A 20,438-nucleotide genomic window follows, 5' to 3' on the forward strand; every position below is an offset into this window, starting at 1 on the left:
GGATTCTATCTATCTACCAATTATTTCAAATGAAGCGAGAGAACTCAAGAATGAAGTTGAACACTCGAACCAATCTCCAATACATTCCCATCCGGATCGATGAGATGAAATACAGACCGCATACCTCTTCTCTGCACTTTAAAATGGCGTGTTTCCAATTGGCGATAATATAGAAATATCCGGGAAGGATCGGACTGTTTAATTGCCGTCGATAACCCCAGAATCAGTTGGGGATTGTTGAACACAGCAACAGGCGCGTCTTCCGTCATAGTTGACAGCTTTTTTCTGGCTCGATGAAGGGCAGTCTTAACCGATTCGTCACTGACCCTCAGCATCACAGCGATTTCCTTTGTCGTGTAGCAGAATACATCCTTCAGGGTGACAAGCATCGCCTGTTGTAGGGGCAGTGCAGCAAGCAGGATTTCAATCAAAGCGTCAAAGTCAGTAAGGTCGCTTACTTCTCGAATATCCTCTTCATGAGAAAGGAACTCTTTCTTCTTTCTTTTCTCATCGATAAAAAGGTTTTTGGCCACTTTGTATAGAAAAGAGAAAGTGAACTCCCGATCAGGATCGGCCTTTTTCAAACGGTAGATTTTCAGCAACGTTTCCTGTAAAAGATCTTCTGCCTGCCAATGTGAGCCCGATAGTTTCAAGCAATAACGATACAGTTTGTGGATCGTTTGTTCCAACTCTTCAAAAATAATGTGAATCACCCCACCATTTTTTGTAACTTTTTCTTCATTATATTCGTTATACATAGGAATTTCATTTATAAGGAGAGGATACGATGTTTAAAATCGGAAGTGTATTTGTCCCTGTGACGAATCTTGAGAAATCATCCGCCTGGTATGAGGAACATCTAGGTGTGAAGAAAATTGGTTCATGGGACGGGGGTGCAGGTTTTTACCTGCCCAACGGTTCGACCCAATTCGGATTGATTCAAGTTGAAAAACCTCAGCCCACGGAGTTTGTCATTAAAGGGAAGCAGAAGAACAGCTATTTCAATTTTGTTGTAGAGGATGTGGATGCCGTTCATGGAGAATTGAACGGCAGAGGTGTTGTGACGACGGATATCGACGACTTCGGGGGGATGCGTTTCTTCGATTTCTTTGATCCTGACGGAAATCCGTTCAGTGTGGTGAGCGAGGTGGAAGGTTCGCCTTTTCACTCGGATAACGTGAGAAAGCTTCAGGAAATGAATGGTTGAAGAAGAAAGGTGACCGGGATCCCGGTCACCTTTTCATGATTCAACGGCCGTTTCAAGGGCGTTGAATGGCTCTTTTTCTTTGGAAATGATCGTATAGACGGTTTTTCCTTCCTGCCATTTCACGACCGTTTCGGGATGTTCCTTGAATCCGTTGATCTGGATCACGCCTTTTTCGTCAGGCGCGGGTAAGTAATTTTCCTCTAAATAGTCCACGACTTTTCTCGCCATGTCTTCTGCCCCGTCATATCCATCAATACGATAGTGCGGATCTGTCGGGAAGTTGACTTTGATCAGCCAGCGGCCTTCATTCCAGTAAAGATACTCGTGGCCGGCTGCCCCTTCCTGGAGTCCTTTGATTCCATGACCAAGATCGATGTTCGTCTGATCGACCCTCTCGTATCCTTCGATTTGAGCAGCCGCTTCTCCAGCTGAATCATATTCTTGCTTTTGAATATCCTCGTTTTCACTGTTCGTATCATTGTCCGTTTTTCCACTGCTGTCTCCGTCATCTTCCCTGCTGCCATCATCGGCGTTCATATCTTCACTGGTATTGTCCACTGAACTGTTTTCATCCTTCATATCCGTTTGGTTTTCGTCCGTGGACTGATTGGTTTCGTTCTGATTTGAGGCAGTCCCGTCCCCGCTGCAGGCCGTAAAGAGTAAAACATTGCCTAGAAGGAGAGCTGCCGTAGTTGTTTTGAAAGACATGTCTGCACCACCTTTTAACGTATGTATACCACTTGAAAAAGAATTTATTCAATAAATCATGTAAAAAATGTTATCACTTGGTTAAAGAAGGGTATGGACTTATGAATATAAAATGAGGTGTGTTTTCATGAAGATGTCAAAGCTTGATCTAATGACCTGTTTACTATCGAGGGACCAGCATTCTTTCAAGAAATTTTATCAGGATTATGAAGCATTTATGTTCCGGACAGGCTACCGGGTGACAGGATGCAGGACGTCTACGGAACAGTTGATCTTGATGGTCGTAAGGAATATATGGGATCAACCCTCTGTCATTTCCAAATCCTCGGACCGCTACTTATCCGTTATTTTGCAGAAGTTGATGGTAAATCAGAACTGGCCCTGACCTTATAGTGGAAATCATTCAGCATTCACATGGGTAATTTTCTTCATTTCATGTAATTCTTCTTCTTTGACTTCACTCGTTAAAAGAGCTTTAAAATCTTTAAACAACGTATGTAACTCTGTCTCTTCATCCAATAGCTCCATGCTATTCCGATATGCATCTTCATCCTTATACCGAGATATTTCCAGCCATTTGGTTTCATCCTTCGTATCATTTAGTAAGATCGTTTCAAATTCCACATACCGACCGTACAATTCCCCTGCTCTTTCCTGGATCTTCATGAATTCCTCTGTTTTGTCTTTTGGGATATGATAATGATAGATTTTGACGAACATGGGGTCCCTCCATAATGATCGTTTCAGGTGTTAGTTGTAGAAGAATGCTCCTTTGCCATCTTATATTCCTGCACTGACCGGGCGAGCATAATTCCCATCCCTCCTATTAAATAAAGGGGCTGCCAGTCAAATGAATCTTCAATGACAACACTCTTGATCAGGACAAAACAGCCATACATAATCCAAAAGCCTGTAAAGCAGGTGGCAAACAACCAGAATTTCGGATACACTTTTTCTTTTGTCATTTTTTTCGCCTCCTTTCATTCCATTTTATCAATATGTATATCTTCATCCCTCAAAGCACCCTGACTCACATATCGGATCAATTTAGCGGATTCATTCCTTACACGTTTGATCCCTATCTCACTTTGAAACCAGTTATCGACATTGGTATTGTCATCTTCTGCCGGGCACAAAGTGAACGATATCCATTCAGGCATATACGTTTGAAGCGTCAGGTGAAGCCTTCTCATATGGTATGAAGTCGTCACGACAAGGAGCCGCTGTATATTGTGCAAATGAAATTCCCTGTCAAGGACAAGAAGGGATGCAAGTACGTTCTCAAGGGTATGCACCGAAAGACTTTCTGTTAAAATGTCCTGTTCCGGAACCCCTAATGAGATCGCTTCTGTCTTTAATTCCTCAGCTTCTGTAAACTCACTTCCGTTCCACTTCACACCACCGGAAAACAGGATCTTACCCGCCCTTCCCTGTTTGTAAAGCTCCACTGCTTTCGGCAATCGGTACTGTAAAGCCTTGCTGCTGCCCACCACGAAGATACAATCCCCACTCTTGTGATCGTCTTCAATATTAGAGAATAATAGATGTCCCATCTGTTGATGGTTAAGTCTTCCCCGGCTCATTGTCGAAATGTACATACTCAAATACTCACCATGACAGAATAAAAGAACAGTAAAACCGATATCATTCCAATTGCATACAGGGACAACTTCTTCAGACGATCGCTTTCAAACGTCTTATTTAGCAAGTAGAAAAAGTCGACCACCCAAATCCCATCGAGAAAAAAAGTCGAAATGATGTTCCGGAACACATTAAACATAAAAAATAAGTCCATTGACTACGCCCCTTTTCTCTCTTTCTTTGCCGTATGAAGTGTAAGAATCATCCCCGTAAATCCCGCTGTAAAAGAAGGTGGCAGACTCCATAATAAATATCCCCATTGTCCCGTATACATGGATACGATAAGAAACAGAATGGGAAAACCGACTAGAACGATGAATGATACAATCAGAGCAAACCGATTTCCGTTTTCCATCGTGAACCTCCCCTTATATCTACTTTACCCCCTTAACTTTAACATAATTTTCCTGAAGATAGACAAAGAAGTTTCTCCATAAAAAAGAGGTCCTTTTCTTTAAGAAAGAAAAGCACCCGCTTCTTTACCTTTTAAATAAAAGGAATAAAATAAGAAAAATGATCAGGAAGAGAAACAGGAGATACCCCATCCCCATGCTGTAAACGAAATACACCCTCACATGGAGGATGATCCGGATGATGTGAAAGATCAGGATGCAAAAGAGCAACAGGATGACGATATTGACCTGCCTGTCTCGATTTCGATACATGGCCATCAGCTCCCATCAAAGAGCCCCTGGTACAAGTAAGAACTTGTACCATATGTCTTTCTATATACCTATTTCCCTCCGAACCTCATTATTCATGAAACAAATGATTAGGATGGATCGATGGCGTCCAGTTCCTTATTAAGGTTAGAAAGCTCCTGTTCCAGTTCATCTAATTTCTTCTGTTGAATATCCGTGTTTCTTCCGAAGGTTTCGAGCTTTTCAAGATCCCCCTGGATGCGGATATAATCGAGTTTCACTTCGTTTATTTTATACTCAAGCTCTGTTTTGGTCATGGTGATTCCTCTCTTTCGATATGTAGTGGTACCGCTATTATCAATGAAATTCCAACTAAATTAAAGTAATAAGTCAAATGAATACCCGATTACAATGAACGTCATAAAAGTAGTTAGTTGCAAAAGCGTCATCATATATTATTTCTCATCCGCTCTTTGTCTTTTCATCATTGCCCACGATCCAGGCCAGTACTAACACAGCCCCCGTTACGACGATCGGTGTGAGTAGATTCATAAGATTTCCTCCTATCATTTCTTTAGAGTATATGATTTCCTGAATGTCTCTCCCCGAAAGGTTGAATCTAGGATATTCACGAGCTTCTCCGTTGTTCCGTCAACAAATTGGGTCACCTCATCCGGAGTTAAATAGTCGAATGGATAATCCGGTTCCAAGGCGAAGGCATAGGAATCACTATAATAAAACTCCGAAATCCGCTTGATTTGTCTGGTAATCTGATTTTCCGGAAAGATGTCCAGGTAATCTGGGAAGCTTTTAATATGCTGAAAAACCCGATGAAAAATCGTATCCTTGTTTTCCTGTAGATACACAAAGTCTGCCCCATACCAGTCCCCTTTTACCTTTTTCGTGTATTCCGGCGTTCCAAGTATCGTTTGATATACCGGTTCTTCCTTCTTTTCCCGATGCATCCTGCTCCACTCTACATCGGTCACGAGATGAAGGTAGTAACCTAAATAAAAGGAGGCGCGGGGATCGGTGAAATCATCATCCTCATATATGTACTTTTTCAAAAACAAATCCGGGTTTATACTCCCATCCTCCTTAAAATGAGTGGCGATTTTATCAGGATAGAAGATTCCCGTCTCTGGATCGGGAAGCCCGCAATCGGGGCCAATATTCCCCACGACAAACTCTTTCTCCGCTACCTGTAAACCTCTATTCAGCAGATTCTCTGCGATTCTAAAATGTACCATCCATGTGGCCATGACGCTCAGCTCCTTATTTTTTTAATAATCAAATACACGATAAATCCAACCAAATATAAACCGCTCAGCAGCCAAATGTAGGTGAACGGGTTGGTCTTAAGAGCGATGAGCAACACATCCACCGGGTAAATATCACTGCAGTATTGAACATCCTGAGGGGTGAAAATGAACATCGGTTTACACTCAGACTGTGACAAATAAGCAATCTTGCTCGTGATGAAGATAGAATAAACGTATGAAATAAGAAAAATGGGAATTGACAGCACCCATAGAATCCACCATTTTTTCACCGTATCCCTCCTTACTCTTTACTCCCGAACATATACACATTGGTCGTGGCCGATACGTTATTGATGATACTCAAAGCGAAGATCGTACCGAGTACAGAACTCCCCCCATAACTGAGCATCGGAAGGGGTATCCCCGTAATCGGGACCAGTCCAATCACCATCCCCACATTTTCGAATATATGAAAGGTCAGCATGGAAATGACGCCGGCACCGATGAGGATTTCATATTGACCTTTATTCCGTAACACGATGGTGACAATTTTATAGATCAACACGAAATACAGACACAGGACGATGGACGATCCGACAAACCCGAATTCCTCCCCTATCACCGTGAAGATGAAATCGGAGTGTGCTTCAGGGACGGCAACCTGTCCATCATTGAAGCCTTTTCCCGTCATCTTGCCTGATCCTGATGCAAGGATGGATAATCTCAATTGATAGCCTATCCCCTGGCCGTTTCCGAATGGGTCCAACCACGAGTAGATTCGATCCAGCTGATACTGACCCATGAACGATAACAATACTCCCGGGCGGTACATGAACAGCCACACCAGCGAAGCGATGCTTGATATCCCTAAGAAGGATAAGAGCATGAGAATATATTTATTGACTCCTGATATAAAAATCATTCCGATCATGATACACATGATAACCATCCCTGTTCCTGCATCGGGCTGCTTCAGGATGAACGCCAATGGGATGAAGGTGATAGTCACGACTTTAATCAATAAGAAAGAATCAGAAGACAGCGATCTCTCTTCAACCTTTTCATTGTGGCGGGAAATGACATGGGCCAAGAAGAGAATGAGAAAGACCTTCATGAATTCCGAAGGCTGCAAGGAACCGAAGCCTGGGATCGAAAACCATGCCTTCGTTCCTTTAATGATTGGCGCAATGCTCGATGGGGCCACCATCAGGAAGGCCAGCAGTAAAACGCCAAATCCGTATAAATAGGGTGACAGTCTCCTCAACTGCTCAAAATCGAAGTAATACACGATGGAGGTCAATAGTGCTCCCCCAATGAACCAGATACTCTGCTTCATGGCGAAATTGTCTTCGTAAGGTAAATATTTTTGCGCGCTGTAAATCGACACGCAGCTGATGATCATAAACACAAACACAAGAAACATTAAATCCAGATCGAACTTCTTCCATTTACTCGTTTCCATAGCCCCGCCTTTCTAAAGAACATTCTTCTTTAATAGACGATTATAGCCGGAGAGAAGTTTCACAAATATCCTCTCTTTTCCATTTTTATGAAAATACTGAAAGAATTGTTGAAATATCACGAATAATTTGAAATAATTGGAATTGCTCCATTCCAGAAGGATGACTTTTTTACCAGAAAAGAGGATACGTGATGTTCAAGAAGATTCCCTTTCGGAGGATACGCTGGCCCGGTTGGGTAGTGTTGGCAGCCATCGGTTTATCGTTCCTGTATGGCATGACGCAGCTGGTCGAGGCCATTCGGTTCGAGCCTGAATCCAACAGCGGATCTCCTCTGACCATCGACTTTAAGACCGATAACGAGAATACGGATACATACACGATGTCCATCAAGATTCCGGTTATGGAAAATCAACACATAAAGAAACCCATCCAAGGTTGGATCAATGATGAGAAGAAAGCCTTTTTGCAAGAAGTAAAGGAAAATAAAAGTCAGTTTGGTAGCGGCTCCAGAGCCCATCTTGTCATTCAGGCAGACAGCAGAAAATCTGCAGGTGATACCATTCACATCCTCCTTCACTCCTATCAGCTGGTTGATGACGTCCGGGGAGAGGAGCATGTAAAAACGTTCACGATTAATACTGCTGAAAAAAAGATCGTCACTCTTCCTGACATCATGGAAACAAGTGAAGAGGCCGTCAATATGATACAAAAACGTCTCCCAGAACATCCGGGAGATAAAGTACAGAAGGCATTTCAGAACCCGGCATCATGGAATTGGACCCTCAACAATGAGGCACTCACCCTGTACTTTAATGGTATCGATGAAGCGGGTCCCACCGAAGTGCAAATTCCGATTCATGTGATCCTTCCTTATCTGAAAGAAAAGGCAGCAGGTGCTTTGAAAGTGGCCGGGACATCGGTTGAACCTGGAGAAAAATATGTCGCCCTCACCTTTGATGACGGGCCGGACCCGGACGTCACACCACGGATTCTTAAGGTATTGAAAGACCATGACGTCCATGCCACGTTTTTCATGCTCGGCAGTCAGGCTGAGAAGTATCCGGATATCGCGAAGGAAGTGGCAGAAGCCGGACATGAAATCGGCAATCACTCTGATCATCATAAAGATTTGACGAAAGTCAGGAAAGAGGAAATGACGCAGGAGGTTCTTGCCTCAAGCCGGAAAATCATGAGCACGACGGGCCAGCTTCCCACCGTTCTTCGTCCGCCTTATGGGGCGATCAATAATGAAGTAGAGGCGCTTGCCCATGATAACGGTTCGACCCTCATCCTCTGGTCCGTCGATTCACTTGATTGGAAAAACAAGAATGTAAATGCTATTCATTCCACGGTGCAGAAAGAAATGGCTCCTGGGGCCATCATCCTCCTGCATGATGTTCATTCCACCACGGCCGATGCACTGCCAGGATTATTGACCATGCTTGAAAAGGAAGGGTACGAATTCCTCACTGTCTCACAGCTCCAGTCGAAGCTGGCTGTGGAAACCGCTAGCCCTTTTTATGGGAATATGAAAAAGGGATGAAGCCCACTAGAGCTTCATCCCCATCCCTTATTCGTCATTCATTCCCTTACCGTCCAAAATGTGCTGCACATACTTCTCAATCCTGGATTCCCGGGTCTTCGACTGTTTCGCTTTGGAAATATAAAGAATATAGGCACGCTGACGTCCCGGAGTCAATGCTTCAAAAGCTATTTTCAACTCGGGCATTTCCTCGAATTTTTGCTGAAGTTCAAGTGGTGTCGTGTATTCTTCCGTCTTTTTCAGTTCCACTTGAAGCCCTGCTTTTTCCACTTCGATCGCTTCCTGTATATACGCTTCCAGGATTGGTTTCATTTCAATGATCTCTTCCGCACTCGTGAAGCGTATTTGCCGGGCTGACTGCACATTCTCCGTCTGTTGAATGAGAATACTTTGAGGATCCTTGAGCAGTGCCCCTTTGTGAAACAGCAAAGCACAGTAGTCTTTAAATCCATGCATCAACACGATGTTTTTTCCATCTAACGTGTAACAAGGATGCATCCATTTGATTTCTTCTTCCATCTCTTCAAAGGAAAGAAGGATGCTTCTCAGCCTTTCATATTCTTCCTGCCACTGCTTCGCTTTTTTAATAAATCCATCCACTTTGCGATTTGGCTTGATCAACATACGACACTCCTTTCTTCTATTTCCGCCAAAAACCCGTAAATTCAGCTTTTTCCTGAATATTATAGGTAATCATATCTTCAAGCAGCTTATAATCGACGGAATCTTTCCATGGAATGCGGAATAATCCTTTCGTGGCACTGTACCCGGCTTCTTTGATTCGATCGGCAAAGTGCACCATTGTGACTTCTTCAGGTGCAACGCTCGCATGGTGCTTCGCAGTGGAAATTCCGATGATAAAGGTGCCGTGATCCGTGAACATCGGGGTGTTCCACTTGATTGCGGGTTCCAATTGGGGGAATGTCTCCTGCACCCACGTCAGGATTTCCTCCATCCGATGGCGGTGATCAGGTTGATCAATCCCTTCTAAATAGCTCGAAAAGACGTCCATATGATTTCCTCCTTATTTATGCTTTTCTTCGTAAAACGGTGATAAAGCCGTCCAGTATATCATGTGAAATCGTGAATCCTTTTCTCTGATAGAATGCCAGGGCAGCATCATTCCCATTCGAGGTGAAGACAAAATAATCCTCGACATTTTCAAACCCTGCCAACCACTCCATCGACATAGTGTACAGTTTCGATCCGATCCCAAATTGTCGATACCCTTCTTTTATGTAGAACTGCGAGAGACACCCTACATTCTCTTTTTGGACAGTCGTAAGATCGAAAAACGTGGCAAAGTCATTCGAATAGGCTTCCTTTGGTGAGATGTTCGTATACACATAGGCAATGATCTCGTTCTTTATTTGGGGATCTTTGACGACCACCAAATAATTATGTACGGCATTATTTATAGACGGCAGCATGCGCGTGTCAAAATTCATGCTGTCAAACCGCTCCGGTGCAATGGCTGCTTTCGACTTTTGGAAAGCCATCAGTTCATTGCACAGTTCCCGGCAGGATTCAGCCTGTTCTTCAGGGATGACTTCGTATTGTAAGTTCACTGTTGGATATCTCCTTTTCATGACTCTGATATAGTCTTGATCTCACTATATAAAAGTTCTTTACAAGCAAATAAAATTCCTTTATTTCAGCTGGAAAACTGGCGGATACCATCTTATGATACTCGATACCCATTTTCCCATATAAGAATAATTCGACTTGGAGTATCATCATGCCGGTTTAGACAGCTTTCATGCGGGATATGAACTAATCGTGCGACATTCAGAAAAATCGTGCGGGAAATCGACTTTTCATGCCGAATTGGTATGAATGAAGCGACACTGTCTAATTTTCTTTGTTTTGTATTCGAATCGCTTTATTTCCTTATCTGGCCATAAAAAAGATAAGGGCATGTATCCCTTATCCCGAGTACCAGTATACTAGCAGCATTGTTTTTCAGTGGTTTCCTCAGGACTACAACATCTCTCATCTTCCACTTCTTTTATTTCAACCTGGCAACAATCTTGAGAATTATTTGTCTTATCTCCTCTTAAAATCTTAATGAAATTCATCTCACCAGCCCCTTTATGTTCTTTAAATCATACTTATAAATCAAATTAATTTGATTTATAACATAAGTATATATTCCATTTTCTAGAAACACAACTTTTAAATCAAGAAAAATTGATTTTACGAACAACCACTTCTTCCAATACATAGGATACTTTTAATACATCAAAATTATTTGATGTATTTCTTGACACATGAAAATAATGGATATAAGATGATTACATCAAGAAAAATTGATTGAGAAAAGAGGGTTCAGTGATGACAAACGACATTCAATTACATGACATATCGGGCACAAACTTATTTGAAACCTACGAACAGAAGTTTAAAGCCATTGCCGATCAAAAAAGGCTTCAGATCATGAACATTTTGACCACGAAAGGCGAAATGTGTGTATGTGACCTGGCTCCATTAATGGACATGAAGCAGTCAAAATTATCGTATCATTTGAAGATACTTTTAGATGCGAACATTGTAAAGAAAGAAACAAAAGGGACTTGGAGCTATTACAGTTTGAACCAGGATGAGATCAACCACCTTCTTTCTGAAGAATTATGTTGCCTGTTCAAGCCAACTTGTTAAAATTTTCGATTATAAATCAATTTTTTTTGATTAATAAATCAAATTATCTTGATTAAAGGGGAGAGAACCGTATGTTCAATGTTTACAAAGAAGAAATGATCTTAATATTAAAAAGAAAAGAGATGCAGGAATTCGTCGACCTGTACCAAACTAAACCAGCAGCTCCGATCATCAACAAAAAAGAATCAATATGCTGCAGCCCTTGTTGTCCGGTCGTTTAATTATGAAAGGGGAAGATTAATATGTGGGGAGAAACACTAAGAAGCTTTCTGGAAATTGCACTGGAACTAACGGTTTTGTTTTTGGTCATTTCATTTGCCATCAGTTTATTACAAGGATTCATCCCATATGAAAGAATCGAGAAAATGATTTCGGGGAAGAACAAGGCGTGGGGCGTAGTTGCTGCAATTGTGTTTGCGTTTATCACGCCATTTTGTTCCTGTTCGACGATTCCTGTTGTAGTGAATATGTTGAAAAAGAAGATGCCATTCGGGATTGTCATGATTTTCTTATTCGCTTCGCCTGTCCTGGATCCAACGATCCTCACGATCATGGGAGTGGTCCTTGGATGGAAAGTAGCCTTCATTTATACCTTGGTGACAACTATCTTCTCGATTAGCATCGGTTTCCTATTGGAGGCATTCGGTTTTGAGAAATACGTCAAGAACGTCAGTATGACCGGATTCAACGAGGAAAAGAAGAAGTTCTCCCTTAAAGGAGCCTGGAGGGAAACGTTTAATCTGATGAGAAGTGTCTATCCCTATCTTATCATCGGTGCTGCAATCGGTGCCGTCATTCACGGACTGGTGCCAACGGAGTGGATTTCTGGTTTCTTCGGAAGGGAGCATTGGTGGCTCATCCCGATTGCCGCCATCATCGGGGTTCCTTTGTATATCCGACTTTCAAGTATGATCCCCATTTCACAGATATTGATTATGAAAGGAATGGCACTTGGTCCTGTCATGGCGATGATGATCAGTTCAGCTGGGGCCAGTCTTCCTGAAGTGATCCTGCTGAAATCCATCTTCAAGAAGCAGCTGGTCGTGACCTTTGTTCTATCGGTAATCACCATGTCTACTGTATCGGGATTTATCTTCTATTTAATCTGATGTAAAGAAAAAGGCAGCTGCTTCTATGCAACTGCCTAATGGTCTTCTTATTCCCCAGTCTCCGCAAAACGGTGGATTCTTTCTCCCACTTCATCACGAACGCGTTGGAAGAATGCCCATTTCTCTTCTTCCGTACCTTCCGCCTTAGCCGGGTCATCGAATCCCCAATGTACACGTTTCACTTGAGGAGGTGTCACCGGGCACTTATCCGCTGCATCTCCGCAAAGTGTCACGACTAAGTCAGCATTATTCAGGATTTCCGGATCGATGATGTCAGATGTTTGGTTCGTGATATCGATATCGACTTCTTTCATTGCTTTCACCGCATTTGGGTTCAAGCCGTGTGCTTCGATTCCAGCACTGTATACGTTCCACTCGTCACCCAGGTGTTTTTTCGCCCAACCTTCTGCCATTTGACTTCGGCATGAATTACCTGTACATAGGAAGTAGATGGTTTTCTTTGACATGTTGAATCTCTCCTTTAGTGTTTGTTAGATGATTAATAACCAGATATAAAGCCCGACCAGTGTGATGAATAGAGTTGGGATGGTCAGGATGATCCCTGTTTTAAAGTACGTCCCCCAGGAGATTTTCACTCCTTTTAAAGAAAGGACGTGTAGCCATAATAATGTTGCCAATGATCCGATCGGAGTGATCTTCGGTCCAAGATCGGATCCGATGACGTTGGCATAGATCAACGCTTCACGTGTGACACCCGTCGTATCCGTACCGGCAATCGCCAGTGCATCGATCATCACCGTCGGCATATTGTTCATGATGGACGATAGGATTGCCGCGATGAAGCCCATTCCGACCGTTGCCGCGAATAACCCTTGATCCGCCGTCACTTGGATGACATCCGCCAGTATATTGGTCAACCCAACATTACGCAGACCATACACGACCACATACATGCCAATCGAGAAGAACACGATGGCCCACGGAGCCCCCTTGATAACGGTTTTCGTATTGACCGCTGCACTTCTTCTGGCCATGGCTAAGAAGAAAATGGCGACGATCCCTGCAATGATGGATACCGGCATGCCGATGAATTCACTGGCAAAGTAGCCGACAAGGAGGACTGAGAGCACCAACCAGGAAAGGCGGAACATCTTGATGTCCTGTATGGCATCCACAGGTTTCTTCAATTGAGAGACATCATAATTCTTTGGAATGCTCTTTCTGAAAAAGAGATACAGAACCAAGATGCTTGCTCCTAATGAAAACAGATTCGGCACGATCATCCGCGAAGCAAACTCCACAAACCCGATTCCGAAGAAGTCAGCGGAAACGATGTTCACCAAGTTACTGACCACCAAAGGCAGGGACGTGGTGTCGGCAATGAATCCACTCGCTATGATAAATGGAAACACGAGCTTCTCACTGAAATTCAGGTTCCGTACCATCGCAAGGACGATTGGTGTCAGGATCAGCGCCGCTCCATCGTTGGCGAAAAGAGCCGCCACTACTGCACCAAGGAGTGACACATAAACGAACATCCTCACGCCGTTACCTTTTGCCGCCCTTGCCATATGCAAGGCAGCCCATTCGAAAAATCCGATCTCATCCAGGATGAGAGAAATAATAATAATCGCAATAAATGCTAATGTCGCATTCCAGACGATGCCTGTCACATCCACAACATCATTGAAATCGACAACCCCCGCGATCAGCGCAAGCATGGCCCCGCCGATTGCGGACCATCCGATAGAAAGACCTTTGGGCTGCCAAATGACAAGCACGAGGGTGATGAGAAAAATCACAGATGCTAATATAGTCATAATTCCTTTTTAACCTCCTATTATTCACAAGAAATGCGTAAGCCCTGCTCCTCCAATTTCTTCAATTTGAAGTCCTGATTCGGCAGGTGGTCCAGGAGGCTTTGGATCATCGGGAAGTATTCACTCTCACGGTTAAGGGAGTAAATGATCCATTGACCACGGCGCTTCTCCCTTACAATCCCCACATCCTTTAATTTTCTGACGTGTTGACTGATGGCAGGCTGACTTGCTTGAAAGATTTCTACGAATTCACATACACAACAGTCGTTTGTGTCTAATATTTTGATCATGGTTAACCGGGTTTTATCCCCTAATAACTTTAAAATCGTTGCGGCTTTGTCTATATCAGCCATCCACTCGCCTCCTTATATTAATGTATGCTTATATAATAGTTCACTTATATATAGATTACAAGACGTTTCTGTATTATTCTAAGGAAAAGGGGTGGCGAGATGAAAAAGGGATATATAGATAAGATGCGAAAGGAAGATTGGGGGCGTGTAGCCGACATTTATCGGGAGGGCATCGGTACGGGGAATGCAACCTTTCAAAAGGACGTCCCTTCCTGGGAAGAGTGGGATGCCAATCATTTACAAACAGGGCGGATCGTTGTGCGGTCAGAGGATTCAATATTAGGCTGGGCTGCCATGAGTCCTGTCTCTAGCCGAAGTGTATACAGAGGGGTGGCTGAGGTGAGCGTGTATGTTTCGACTTTGCATATGGGAAAAGGCTTCGGGAGCCTCCTCCTCGGTGCTTTAATTGAAGCAAGTGAACAACACGGGTATTGGACCCTTCAATCGGGGATATTCCCGGAAAACCGTGCAAGTATCAAACTTCATGAAATACATGGCTTTCGAATTATTGGTTATCGTGAGAAGATCGGGAAGATGGATGGCGTTTGGAGGAATACGGTTTTGTTAGAGAGAAGAAGTAAAATTGTCGGATTAGAATGAAAAACCCGGGGACTGAGCCACCGGGATAAGATTTTGGAGTTGGCCATAATTTTCAATAATGACTCCATTACCCCATGACATCTTTCAATCTCTTATTATGCTTTTGTAGTATCCACCATAACATGAACAGAATAGCAAAGATGGTTAAAAATAGAATTGGCGGCCAGTATATGGTTAATAAGGTCGGCCCGTAATAGGTCAATTGATGGTATCTCTCAATCGTATCCTCATAGGATTCTTTATATTCATATTGAACCACCCAATCATCATCTGCCATGACGACATTCCCCAAATCATATTCGCTAGGAATGATCTCGGCTTTATTTGAAATGATCCCTTCACTGTCGATGACCACTTCTGCCTTTTGATATTCAATCGGGTAGATATTCGTTGGTTCCTTTTTCACCGCGGAGGATTCAGACAGCCACCCTCGCAAACTCTCTGCATTAAATACCGCAAGATACTGAAGGTGGTCACCATACTTTTTGAAGACTTTCTGGAGTGGATCCACTGCTTCATTAGTTGAATGAAGAACATGGAATACCTCATCCATAATCATATCTTTCTCCATGTCTACTTTCGAAAGATCGTTCAACACTTCATTGTTGTCGTTCATGACCATGATCGAGTTACCTAAAAGGAAAACACCAATAATCAAGGATATAATAGCGGAAAAGAAAACAGTACGGGTCAGTTTCACTTGTGCACGAAAAAATTGAGATATCTTTAGAAACGGCTTCTTGGCATCTATTCTCTCCATGGCATCGTCTTCCTCTATGACCTCCCCACTTTTCATACTATTGTATACTCTCCTGCACCCGTCGCATGAAGTGAGATGTCCTTCAACGAATTCTCTGCTGTCTTCGCTGCATAAAACATCAATATATGAAGGTAATAAATCTTGTACGATATGGCAACGCTTATCCATTTACGTCACTGCTCCTTTCCTTAAGTTTCAACTTTGCACGGTAGAATGTCACCCGTGCCCAGTTCTCCGTTCTCCGTTGGATCTCACCTATTTCACGAAAACTCAGTCCAGCCAGCATCCTCAGCAATAGCACCTCTTTATATGGTTCATCAAGGGCGTGGATGCATCTATAGAGAGCAACTTTTTCTTCAGACTGCAGGACTTCTGTTTCGGGAGAATGATGCATGGGATTGTCATGACTATAAGCCTCCTGTTGCTTCTTCTTTTTATCAACATACTTATAATAGGAATGCTTGGCGATCTGACATAGCCAAACAGACATCTTGCACTCTCCATTGAACCTATCAATGGACCTTACCGCCTGGTAGAAAGTCTCTTGCGTCAACTCTTCCGCCACATCCCGATCGCGGCAGAGAACCATTACATATCGAAATATATCATCCGCGTACTTATAATAAATCTCTTCCAATTCCCCCAATGCCTTTCCCCCTTTCGCCTATATATCTGAAATTGAGCGTATTCGTTACATATCAGTTGAAATTTTCAAAAAAGGTGTAAACAGGGGCATCAGCCATAAGAAAAGAGCCTGGGTTATCAGGCTCCTTTTCTTATAAAATAATCTGCCTCTACCTAATGAGGAACATTCAAGGCTCAATCAAATCCGTGTCCGGAGGGATGTACCCCAGCTTTCTGCCTATTTTTACAATTTGTCCTTTATGGTGAAATTCATGTGTGGCAGTATGTGTATATAGCCATAAGGCAGATATCTCGGCACTCTCTCCTTCCTCAAAGGATACGTGTATGGTATGATCCCATTTCCCTTTAAACGCCTGTAAAAATTCATGAACCAGGGAATCTGTCATCTTGAAAATTTCACGCATTTCTTGTACATTCCCAGCAGATTCTGAAGTGATTTTAGGAAGGGATTGACCAAGTCCCCGACTGCCCAGCCATACGCGATAGCAATCAGCCACATGGGCATGCAGGCTGCGAATGGAATCCCCGCCAAACTCGTCTACTTTTTTCACATAATCCGATGGAGATAAGGTCTCGCAATAAAGAAATAGCGTCTCTCTCGTGCGACGAATCCACTCATATTGATTTACGAAAACATCCAATTTCTTAACCTCCATTTCGTCTTAATGAGTATTTACCTATGAAATTTTCCGGATTTAACTTTAATTCCACTTTTTCTCAGCGATTTCATATGGAAAAGTTATCCGATATGGAAGATAATTAAGCCGCTTTCCATTTTATCGTGCGGGAATAAGACTAATCGTGCCCCATTTGTCATCCCCCCACTATTAAATACCCGGGAACTTCCTTCTTTACAAAATACTTCTCAATTAACGATAATACCTCATCATTGCCTGGCAATGACACAGTATCAATGGCTTCTTGAAAAGACAACCATCGATAGTCGCTGTGTTCCTCGTTTAAGTTCACTTCCTGATCAGATTCCACGAACCCCACAAAGACGGGTGCTATGTATATGTAATTTTCTTCGATGGAATAGATGCGATCAAACGTGTTGGCAGAGTATAAAGAAAGGTTTGTAATACCTGTCTCTTCTTCCACCTCTCTGTATGCTGCTTCCCAGGCTTTCTCTCCTTCATCGATGCCGCCACCGATATAGCACCAAACATCTTTCAACACAGACTCCGCCCTTTTCAGCAATAATACACTGTATTGATTTTCAACTTTTTTTAAAAGGACGACGGCTATTCCAGTGCATCGAATAGGAATTTCGCTCATGTCATCAGCCCCTTCCTTTCAGACCACAACCGCTGAACACCGACCAATTTCAAACCATTGAAATCCATCCTGTAAATATCCGGCTTGGAAGTACTATGTAAGAAATCCAAATCATACTGGCTGTCATAAAAGCCCATCATTAATGTCATGATGGCTCCGTGCGTCCCAATCACGATTTTCTTTCCTTTGTATGTATTCAATAATGTGTTCAAGACGTTGAGCCCTCTTTTTTGGCATTCGGAATTGGATTCTGCGCCTTTTAGTGCGTAATCCGGATCCTGGAATGATTTCTCAAGGAGCGGGCGAAGTTCCTGATCGGATATCCTGTTGTTCCCTGCTGAAAAAATCCGTTCCTTCAAGGTTTCCTCGATGACCACCGGCTTCCCGATATGCCGGCTTATCCCTTCAACCGTTTGAACGGAACGCAGGTAGGGACTTGACACTACCACGTCGATCTCTTCTGTTTTCAATAAGTCGATTATTCTCCGGGCGGCCCTCATTCCTTTTTCCGTTAGAGGACGCGTTCGTTCATCGCCTGTTTTCGGTGAATCACCGTGTCTTACCATGTAGATGTATGTATTCATGATGTTGTTTTCTCCAAATTCCAAAGCACCTTTCTTTTCAGTTCATCGTATTGATTGTAGTTGGTGTCCTGAAAGGCCTCACTCCGATTGGAGGCGACGTCTTGATATTGAATGCTTTCTTTGAATTGGGATGAGGTAAAATCATATCGTTCACGATCAATCATATTGTAGAAATGCCAGCCTGCAGGTAATCGGGTTTTATAGATTTCCCCACCTAGGAGATCGTTAACGACAAGGGAGGTTACTCCGCACTGACCCTCCGCAGGATTATCACTGGTCCACTTAGAACTCGTTTTTAACGACCAGGATTTTTTCAACACTCTTGCTAATTGAGCACTTTCCATATTTCCCTCCCTATAAATCGACGGTCTGAACGACTTCATCCGTACTTTCATCAACCAGTAGGATCTGGTTATATGTGCTCTTCGGATCCTTCTCGAAATACCAAAGAGACACGTCTTCTAACTGATATTCATTTACCACTTTCGGGGATAATGCTTCAAGGTTCAAAATGGTTGCTTTATGATCATCCACTTTGACCTCCAGCTCTTCGGCATTGTTGATTAGGCCATAAATCAGGGTACCCCCATGGCCCTGATACCCTTCCAAACGATCAAAATCTCTATCAGGATCGATCGGTCCCCAGGTAAGCATTCCACTCTTCCATCCGAAGAGTCCCTTGTGAGCATAAACCGCTCCTAGATTACTATTATTTTTGATAAAAAAAGATAATAACTCGTCCCCGAGTTTATAGGCAGGGATCAGTAAAAGTTCGCTGTCCTCTGCAAGAACGGCTTCATGGGGCTCCGCATAAGAGTCCTGATATTCTGCATATGCCCAGAGGCTTGTGATTGCGATCACCACCATCAACCAAGAGACCGTGGCAATAATGATTTTATTTTTCATGTTCAATCCTTTCAAGAGAATCTATTAATCGTGCCGGTTTTCACTACTTTCGTGCCTGATTTGAAGAATTCATGCGGGTTTCAAGTTTATCGTGCGGGAATAGAAATAATCATGCGGCTTTTCACATAATCATGCCGGATTGTCGAATTTTCTTTATTTCTCACTCTCCTAAACTCTCACCTGTCAAGATCTCAAACAAACGGGCAGATTCTTTCTTTGGAAGATGTGCATAATCATATTCCCCTTGAATGACTTCAAGACTATCCTTTTTCGGACTGATCCACATTTTATAAAGCACTGGCTTTGCCTCAGTATCAGGGTTTTTAAACTCGTAGATAAATTGATAATCCGGAGGGCGGATGAAGTCTACCTGCGCCTCGGTCCAATGAGTGTCAGATAGAATGGCTCTTACCTCTTCCACTTGTTTCGTGTCTGTAACTTTATTAAACTCCTCATACTTATTTTCGTCGCTTACCCTCTTTTCCACGACGATGTTTTGCTTTTCACCTGAACAGGCCGCTAACATTAAGACTACAACAATCGTAACAAAAGACTTGAACCCCCGTTTCAACATATCGCTCGCCCCTGTGTTTCAACTTCACCTTTTTTATTCACCGTGTCCGTCCCCCATTCACAATTACTTTCGTTCTCCCACGCCACAATGTACTTATTCCATTCCTTCGTTACGGAAACAATTTCAACGGTGCCGCCGTGGTGTTCCAGTACGAAGGCTTTCGCCTGTTCTTCCGTCATATCTGACTCAATGTCCTGGCAACCGACCAATAATAAGCCTGCAAACATGATGGCGGTTCTTTTCATCCTTTTTCCTCCCGAGACAATATGGCATCGTATAATTCCACCCTGACATCGGATGAATTTTGATTTTGGTAGATTTCAAGATTCCAGCTGTGAGTGGAGCGGATAAAACCATGATCCCTGATCCATTGGTGCAGTTCTTCATAGCTGTTTCTGATCTGGTCATTCGGACCTTGATGGAGGATGGTGGCATATCGGTGTGGGGGGATGGTCAAGGTCTGCATGTCAGCCGGAATATCGCTGAATTCGCTGACCTGCAGTCCGATCCAGTACCCGTCTTCTTCTGGTATTGACTCTTCGACGATAAATGCGCCAATCTGTTGACTGGGTTCCAGTGCGTTCCGGATTTCTCCTGCTCTCTCTTTTAAACGCTGTGCTGCTTTCGGAATTTCTTCCACATACTTTTCTCCTGGACAAAGAACCCTGAAACCAACCAGCTTCATTTCTCCTACCTCCTTCACGATACTGACCATTATTCCCCCT

Annotated in this window: 35 protein-coding genes; 7 read left to right on the top strand and 28 right to left on the bottom strand. The window is 43.1% G+C overall.

Going from position 1 to position 20,438, the window contains the following annotated elements:
- Window positions 1-44: 44 nt before the first annotated feature.
- Entirely contained in the window at window positions 45-713 is a 669-nt protein-coding gene (locus SLH55_RS03060) for an RNA polymerase sigma factor (protein WP_320322594.1), read from the bottom strand.
- 74 nt (window positions 714-787) lie between these two features.
- Here SLH55_RS03060 and SLH55_RS03065 point away from each other — a divergent pair, with 74 nt between their 5' ends.
- The gene (locus SLH55_RS03065; RefSeq protein WP_320322595.1) at window positions 788-1,207 is read left to right on the top strand and encodes a VOC family protein; all 420 of its coding nucleotides are present in this window, start codon (window positions 788-790) and stop codon (window positions 1,205-1,207) included.
- A 33-nt stretch (window positions 1,208-1,240) separates the two neighbouring features.
- Here SLH55_RS03065 and SLH55_RS03070 read toward each other — a convergent pair whose 3' ends face one another.
- Entirely contained in the window at window positions 1,241-1,915 is a 675-nt protein-coding gene (locus SLH55_RS03070; RefSeq protein WP_320322596.1) for a hypothetical protein, read from the bottom strand.
- Between the two features lie 127 nt (window positions 1,916-2,042).
- Here SLH55_RS03070 and SLH55_RS03075 point away from each other — a divergent pair, with 127 nt between their 5' ends.
- Window positions 2,043-2,300: a hypothetical protein gene (locus tag SLH55_RS03075; protein ID WP_320322597.1), complete on the top strand. Its 258-nt coding sequence runs from the start codon at window positions 2,043-2,045 to the stop codon at window positions 2,298-2,300.
- Window positions 2,301-2,314: 14 nt separating this feature from the next.
- Here the strand turns inward: SLH55_RS03075 and SLH55_RS03080 are convergent, their stop codons facing one another.
- The 10 genes from SLH55_RS03080 to SLH55_RS03125 form a co-directional block, all read right to left on the bottom strand.
- Window positions 2,315-2,635, bottom strand: a complete 321-nt coding sequence (locus SLH55_RS03080; RefSeq protein ID WP_320322598.1) for a hypothetical protein — start codon at window positions 2,633-2,635, stop codon at window positions 2,315-2,317.
- A gap of 23 nt (window positions 2,636-2,658) precedes the next feature.
- Complete coding sequence (locus SLH55_RS03085; protein WP_320322599.1) at window positions 2,659-2,880, bottom strand: hypothetical protein; 222 nt, start codon at window positions 2,878-2,880, stop codon at window positions 2,659-2,661.
- Window positions 2,881-2,895: 15 nt separating this feature from the next.
- Window positions 2,896-3,513: a YdcF family protein gene (locus SLH55_RS03090; RefSeq protein WP_320322600.1), complete on the bottom strand. Its 618-nt coding sequence runs from the start codon at window positions 3,511-3,513 to the stop codon at window positions 2,896-2,898.
- Between the two features lie 2 nt (window positions 3,514-3,515).
- The gene (locus SLH55_RS03095) at window positions 3,516-3,710 is read right to left on the bottom strand and encodes a hypothetical protein (protein WP_320322601.1); all 195 of its coding nucleotides are present in this window, start codon (window positions 3,708-3,710) and stop codon (window positions 3,516-3,518) included.
- Window positions 3,711-3,713: 3 nt separating this feature from the next.
- Window positions 3,714-3,911 carry a hypothetical protein gene (locus tag SLH55_RS03100; protein WP_320322602.1) on the bottom strand — a complete coding sequence of 66 codons (198 nt, stop codon included), beginning with the start codon at window positions 3,909-3,911 and terminating at the stop codon, window positions 3,714-3,716.
- A gap of 124 nt (window positions 3,912-4,035) precedes the next feature.
- On the bottom strand, window positions 4,036-4,221 hold the full coding sequence (locus tag SLH55_RS03105) for a hypothetical protein (protein WP_226672362.1): 186 nt from the start codon (window positions 4,219-4,221) through the stop codon (window positions 4,036-4,038).
- 107 nt (window positions 4,222-4,328) lie between these two features.
- The gene (locus tag SLH55_RS03110; protein WP_320322603.1) at window positions 4,329-4,514 is read right to left on the bottom strand and encodes an SE1832 family protein; all 186 of its coding nucleotides are present in this window, start codon (window positions 4,512-4,514) and stop codon (window positions 4,329-4,331) included.
- A gap of 249 nt (window positions 4,515-4,763) precedes the next feature.
- Window positions 4,764-5,459: a zinc dependent phospholipase C family protein gene (locus SLH55_RS03115; protein WP_320322604.1), complete on the bottom strand. Its 696-nt coding sequence runs from the start codon at window positions 5,457-5,459 to the stop codon at window positions 4,764-4,766.
- Between the two features lie 5 nt (window positions 5,460-5,464).
- Window positions 5,465-5,749 carry a DUF4306 domain-containing protein gene (locus tag SLH55_RS03120; RefSeq protein ID WP_320322605.1) on the bottom strand — a complete coding sequence of 95 codons (285 nt, stop codon included), beginning with the start codon at window positions 5,747-5,749 and terminating at the stop codon, window positions 5,465-5,467.
- Window positions 5,750-5,760: 11 nt separating this feature from the next.
- Complete coding sequence (locus SLH55_RS03125; protein ID WP_320322606.1) at window positions 5,761-6,921, bottom strand: FtsW/RodA/SpoVE family cell cycle protein; 1,161 nt, start codon at window positions 6,919-6,921, stop codon at window positions 5,761-5,763.
- Between the two features lie 191 nt (window positions 6,922-7,112).
- Between SLH55_RS03125 and SLH55_RS03130 the strand changes: the two genes are divergently transcribed.
- Complete coding sequence (locus tag SLH55_RS03130; protein ID WP_320322607.1) at window positions 7,113-8,465, top strand: polysaccharide deacetylase family protein; 1,353 nt, start codon at window positions 7,113-7,115, stop codon at window positions 8,463-8,465.
- A gap of 27 nt (window positions 8,466-8,492) precedes the next feature.
- Here the strand turns inward: SLH55_RS03130 and SLH55_RS03135 are convergent, their stop codons facing one another.
- Genes SLH55_RS03135 through SLH55_RS03145 form a run of 3 tightly spaced genes read right to left on the bottom strand, consistent with a single transcriptional unit; the run spans window position 8,493 to window position 10,033 of the window.
- Complete coding sequence (locus SLH55_RS03135; RefSeq protein WP_320322608.1) at window positions 8,493-9,089, bottom strand: YdeI family protein; 597 nt, start codon at window positions 9,087-9,089, stop codon at window positions 8,493-8,495.
- A 16-nt stretch (window positions 9,090-9,105) separates the two neighbouring features.
- Window positions 9,106-9,477, bottom strand: coding sequence for an iron chaperone (locus tag SLH55_RS03140; RefSeq protein ID WP_320322609.1), 372 nt, complete (start codon window positions 9,475-9,477; stop codon window positions 9,106-9,108).
- Window positions 9,478-9,493: 16 nt separating this feature from the next.
- Complete coding sequence (locus SLH55_RS03145; RefSeq protein WP_320322610.1) at window positions 9,494-10,033, bottom strand: GNAT family N-acetyltransferase; 540 nt, start codon at window positions 10,031-10,033, stop codon at window positions 9,494-9,496.
- Between the two features lie 766 nt (window positions 10,034-10,799).
- On the opposite strand from SLH55_RS03145, the gene SLH55_RS03150 reads away from it, so the two are divergent.
- The 3 genes from SLH55_RS03150 (at window position 10,800) to SLH55_RS03160 (ending at window position 12,232) form a co-directional block, all read left to right on the top strand.
- Window positions 10,800-11,123, top strand: coding sequence for a metalloregulator ArsR/SmtB family transcription factor (locus SLH55_RS03150; RefSeq protein ID WP_320322611.1), 324 nt, complete (start codon window positions 10,800-10,802; stop codon window positions 11,121-11,123).
- Between the two features lie 71 nt (window positions 11,124-11,194).
- Window positions 11,195-11,344, top strand: a complete 150-nt coding sequence (locus SLH55_RS03155; RefSeq protein WP_320322612.1) for a hypothetical protein — start codon at window positions 11,195-11,197, stop codon at window positions 11,342-11,344.
- A 21-nt stretch (window positions 11,345-11,365) separates the two neighbouring features.
- Entirely contained in the window at window positions 11,366-12,232 is an 867-nt protein-coding gene (locus tag SLH55_RS03160) for a permease (protein WP_320322613.1), read from the top strand.
- A 47-nt stretch (window positions 12,233-12,279) separates the two neighbouring features.
- Here SLH55_RS03160 and arsC read toward each other — a convergent pair whose 3' ends face one another.
- From arsC to SLH55_RS03175, 3 genes are read right to left on the bottom strand one after another with little or no spacing between them, the layout of a single operon-like run.
- The gene (gene arsC, locus SLH55_RS03165; protein WP_206854179.1) at window positions 12,280-12,699 is read right to left on the bottom strand and encodes an arsenate reductase (thioredoxin); all 420 of its coding nucleotides are present in this window, start codon (window positions 12,697-12,699) and stop codon (window positions 12,280-12,282) included.
- Window positions 12,700-12,723: 24 nt separating this feature from the next.
- A complete protein-coding gene (locus SLH55_RS03170) occupies window positions 12,724-14,013 on the bottom strand; it encodes an arsenic transporter (RefSeq protein WP_320322614.1) in 1,290 nt (429 codons plus the stop codon).
- A gap of 20 nt (window positions 14,014-14,033) precedes the next feature.
- On the bottom strand, window positions 14,034-14,366 hold the full coding sequence (locus SLH55_RS03175) for an ArsR/SmtB family transcription factor (protein WP_219167274.1): 333 nt from the start codon (window positions 14,364-14,366) through the stop codon (window positions 14,034-14,036).
- 99 nt (window positions 14,367-14,465) lie between these two features.
- On the opposite strand from SLH55_RS03175, the gene SLH55_RS03180 reads away from it, so the two are divergent.
- Window positions 14,466-14,966: an N-acetyltransferase family protein gene (locus SLH55_RS03180; protein WP_320322615.1), complete on the top strand. Its 501-nt coding sequence runs from the start codon at window positions 14,466-14,468 to the stop codon at window positions 14,964-14,966.
- A gap of 67 nt (window positions 14,967-15,033) precedes the next feature.
- Here SLH55_RS03180 and SLH55_RS03185 read toward each other — a convergent pair whose 3' ends face one another.
- From SLH55_RS03185 to SLH55_RS03230, 10 genes are all read right to left on the bottom strand, one after another.
- Window positions 15,034-15,894, bottom strand: a complete 861-nt coding sequence (locus SLH55_RS03185) for a zf-HC2 domain-containing protein (protein ID WP_320322616.1) — start codon at window positions 15,892-15,894, stop codon at window positions 15,034-15,036.
- Window positions 15,887-16,372, bottom strand: a complete 486-nt coding sequence (locus tag SLH55_RS03190; RefSeq protein ID WP_320322617.1) for a sigma-70 family RNA polymerase sigma factor — start codon at window positions 16,370-16,372, stop codon at window positions 15,887-15,889. Before SLH55_RS03190 ends, SLH55_RS03185 begins: the two co-directional genes overlap by 8 nt.
- Before the next feature lie 166 nt (window positions 16,373-16,538).
- Window positions 16,539-17,012 (bottom strand): DinB family protein, encoded by a 474-nt coding sequence (locus tag SLH55_RS03195; RefSeq protein WP_219167278.1) that lies wholly within the window; start codon window positions 17,010-17,012, stop codon window positions 16,539-16,541.
- 172 nt (window positions 17,013-17,184) lie between these two features.
- The gene (locus SLH55_RS03200) at window positions 17,185-17,649 is read right to left on the bottom strand and encodes an NUDIX hydrolase (RefSeq protein WP_320322618.1); all 465 of its coding nucleotides are present in this window, start codon (window positions 17,647-17,649) and stop codon (window positions 17,185-17,187) included.
- Complete coding sequence (locus tag SLH55_RS03205; protein ID WP_320322619.1) at window positions 17,646-18,233, bottom strand: histidine phosphatase family protein; 588 nt, start codon at window positions 18,231-18,233, stop codon at window positions 17,646-17,648. The genes SLH55_RS03200 and SLH55_RS03205 overlap by 4 nt, the downstream gene beginning before the upstream one ends.
- Window positions 18,230-18,577, bottom strand: coding sequence for a hypothetical protein (locus tag SLH55_RS03210; protein WP_320322620.1), 348 nt, complete (start codon window positions 18,575-18,577; stop codon window positions 18,230-18,232). Before SLH55_RS03210 ends, SLH55_RS03205 begins: the two co-directional genes overlap by 4 nt.
- A 10-nt stretch (window positions 18,578-18,587) precedes the next feature.
- Window positions 18,588-19,139, bottom strand: a complete 552-nt coding sequence (locus SLH55_RS03215; protein ID WP_320322621.1) for an aspartyl-tRNA synthetase — start codon at window positions 19,137-19,139, stop codon at window positions 18,588-18,590.
- 160 nt (window positions 19,140-19,299) lie between these two features.
- Window positions 19,300-19,713 (bottom strand): hypothetical protein, encoded by a 414-nt coding sequence (locus SLH55_RS03220; RefSeq protein ID WP_320322622.1) that lies wholly within the window; start codon window positions 19,711-19,713, stop codon window positions 19,300-19,302.
- On the bottom strand, window positions 19,707-19,958 hold the full coding sequence (locus tag SLH55_RS03225; RefSeq protein WP_320322623.1) for a hypothetical protein: 252 nt from the start codon (window positions 19,956-19,958) through the stop codon (window positions 19,707-19,709). The genes SLH55_RS03220 and SLH55_RS03225 overlap by 7 nt, the downstream gene beginning before the upstream one ends.
- A complete protein-coding gene (locus tag SLH55_RS03230; protein ID WP_320322624.1) occupies window positions 19,955-20,428 on the bottom strand; it encodes a GyrI-like domain-containing protein in 474 nt (157 codons plus the stop codon). Before SLH55_RS03230 ends, SLH55_RS03225 begins: the two co-directional genes overlap by 4 nt.
- Window positions 20,429-20,438 lie beyond the last annotated feature (10 nt).

Source organism: Rossellomorea sp. YZS02 (genome assembly GCF_033963925.1).
Taxonomy (GTDB): domain Bacteria; phylum Bacillota; class Bacilli; order Bacillales; family Bacillaceae_B; genus Rossellomorea.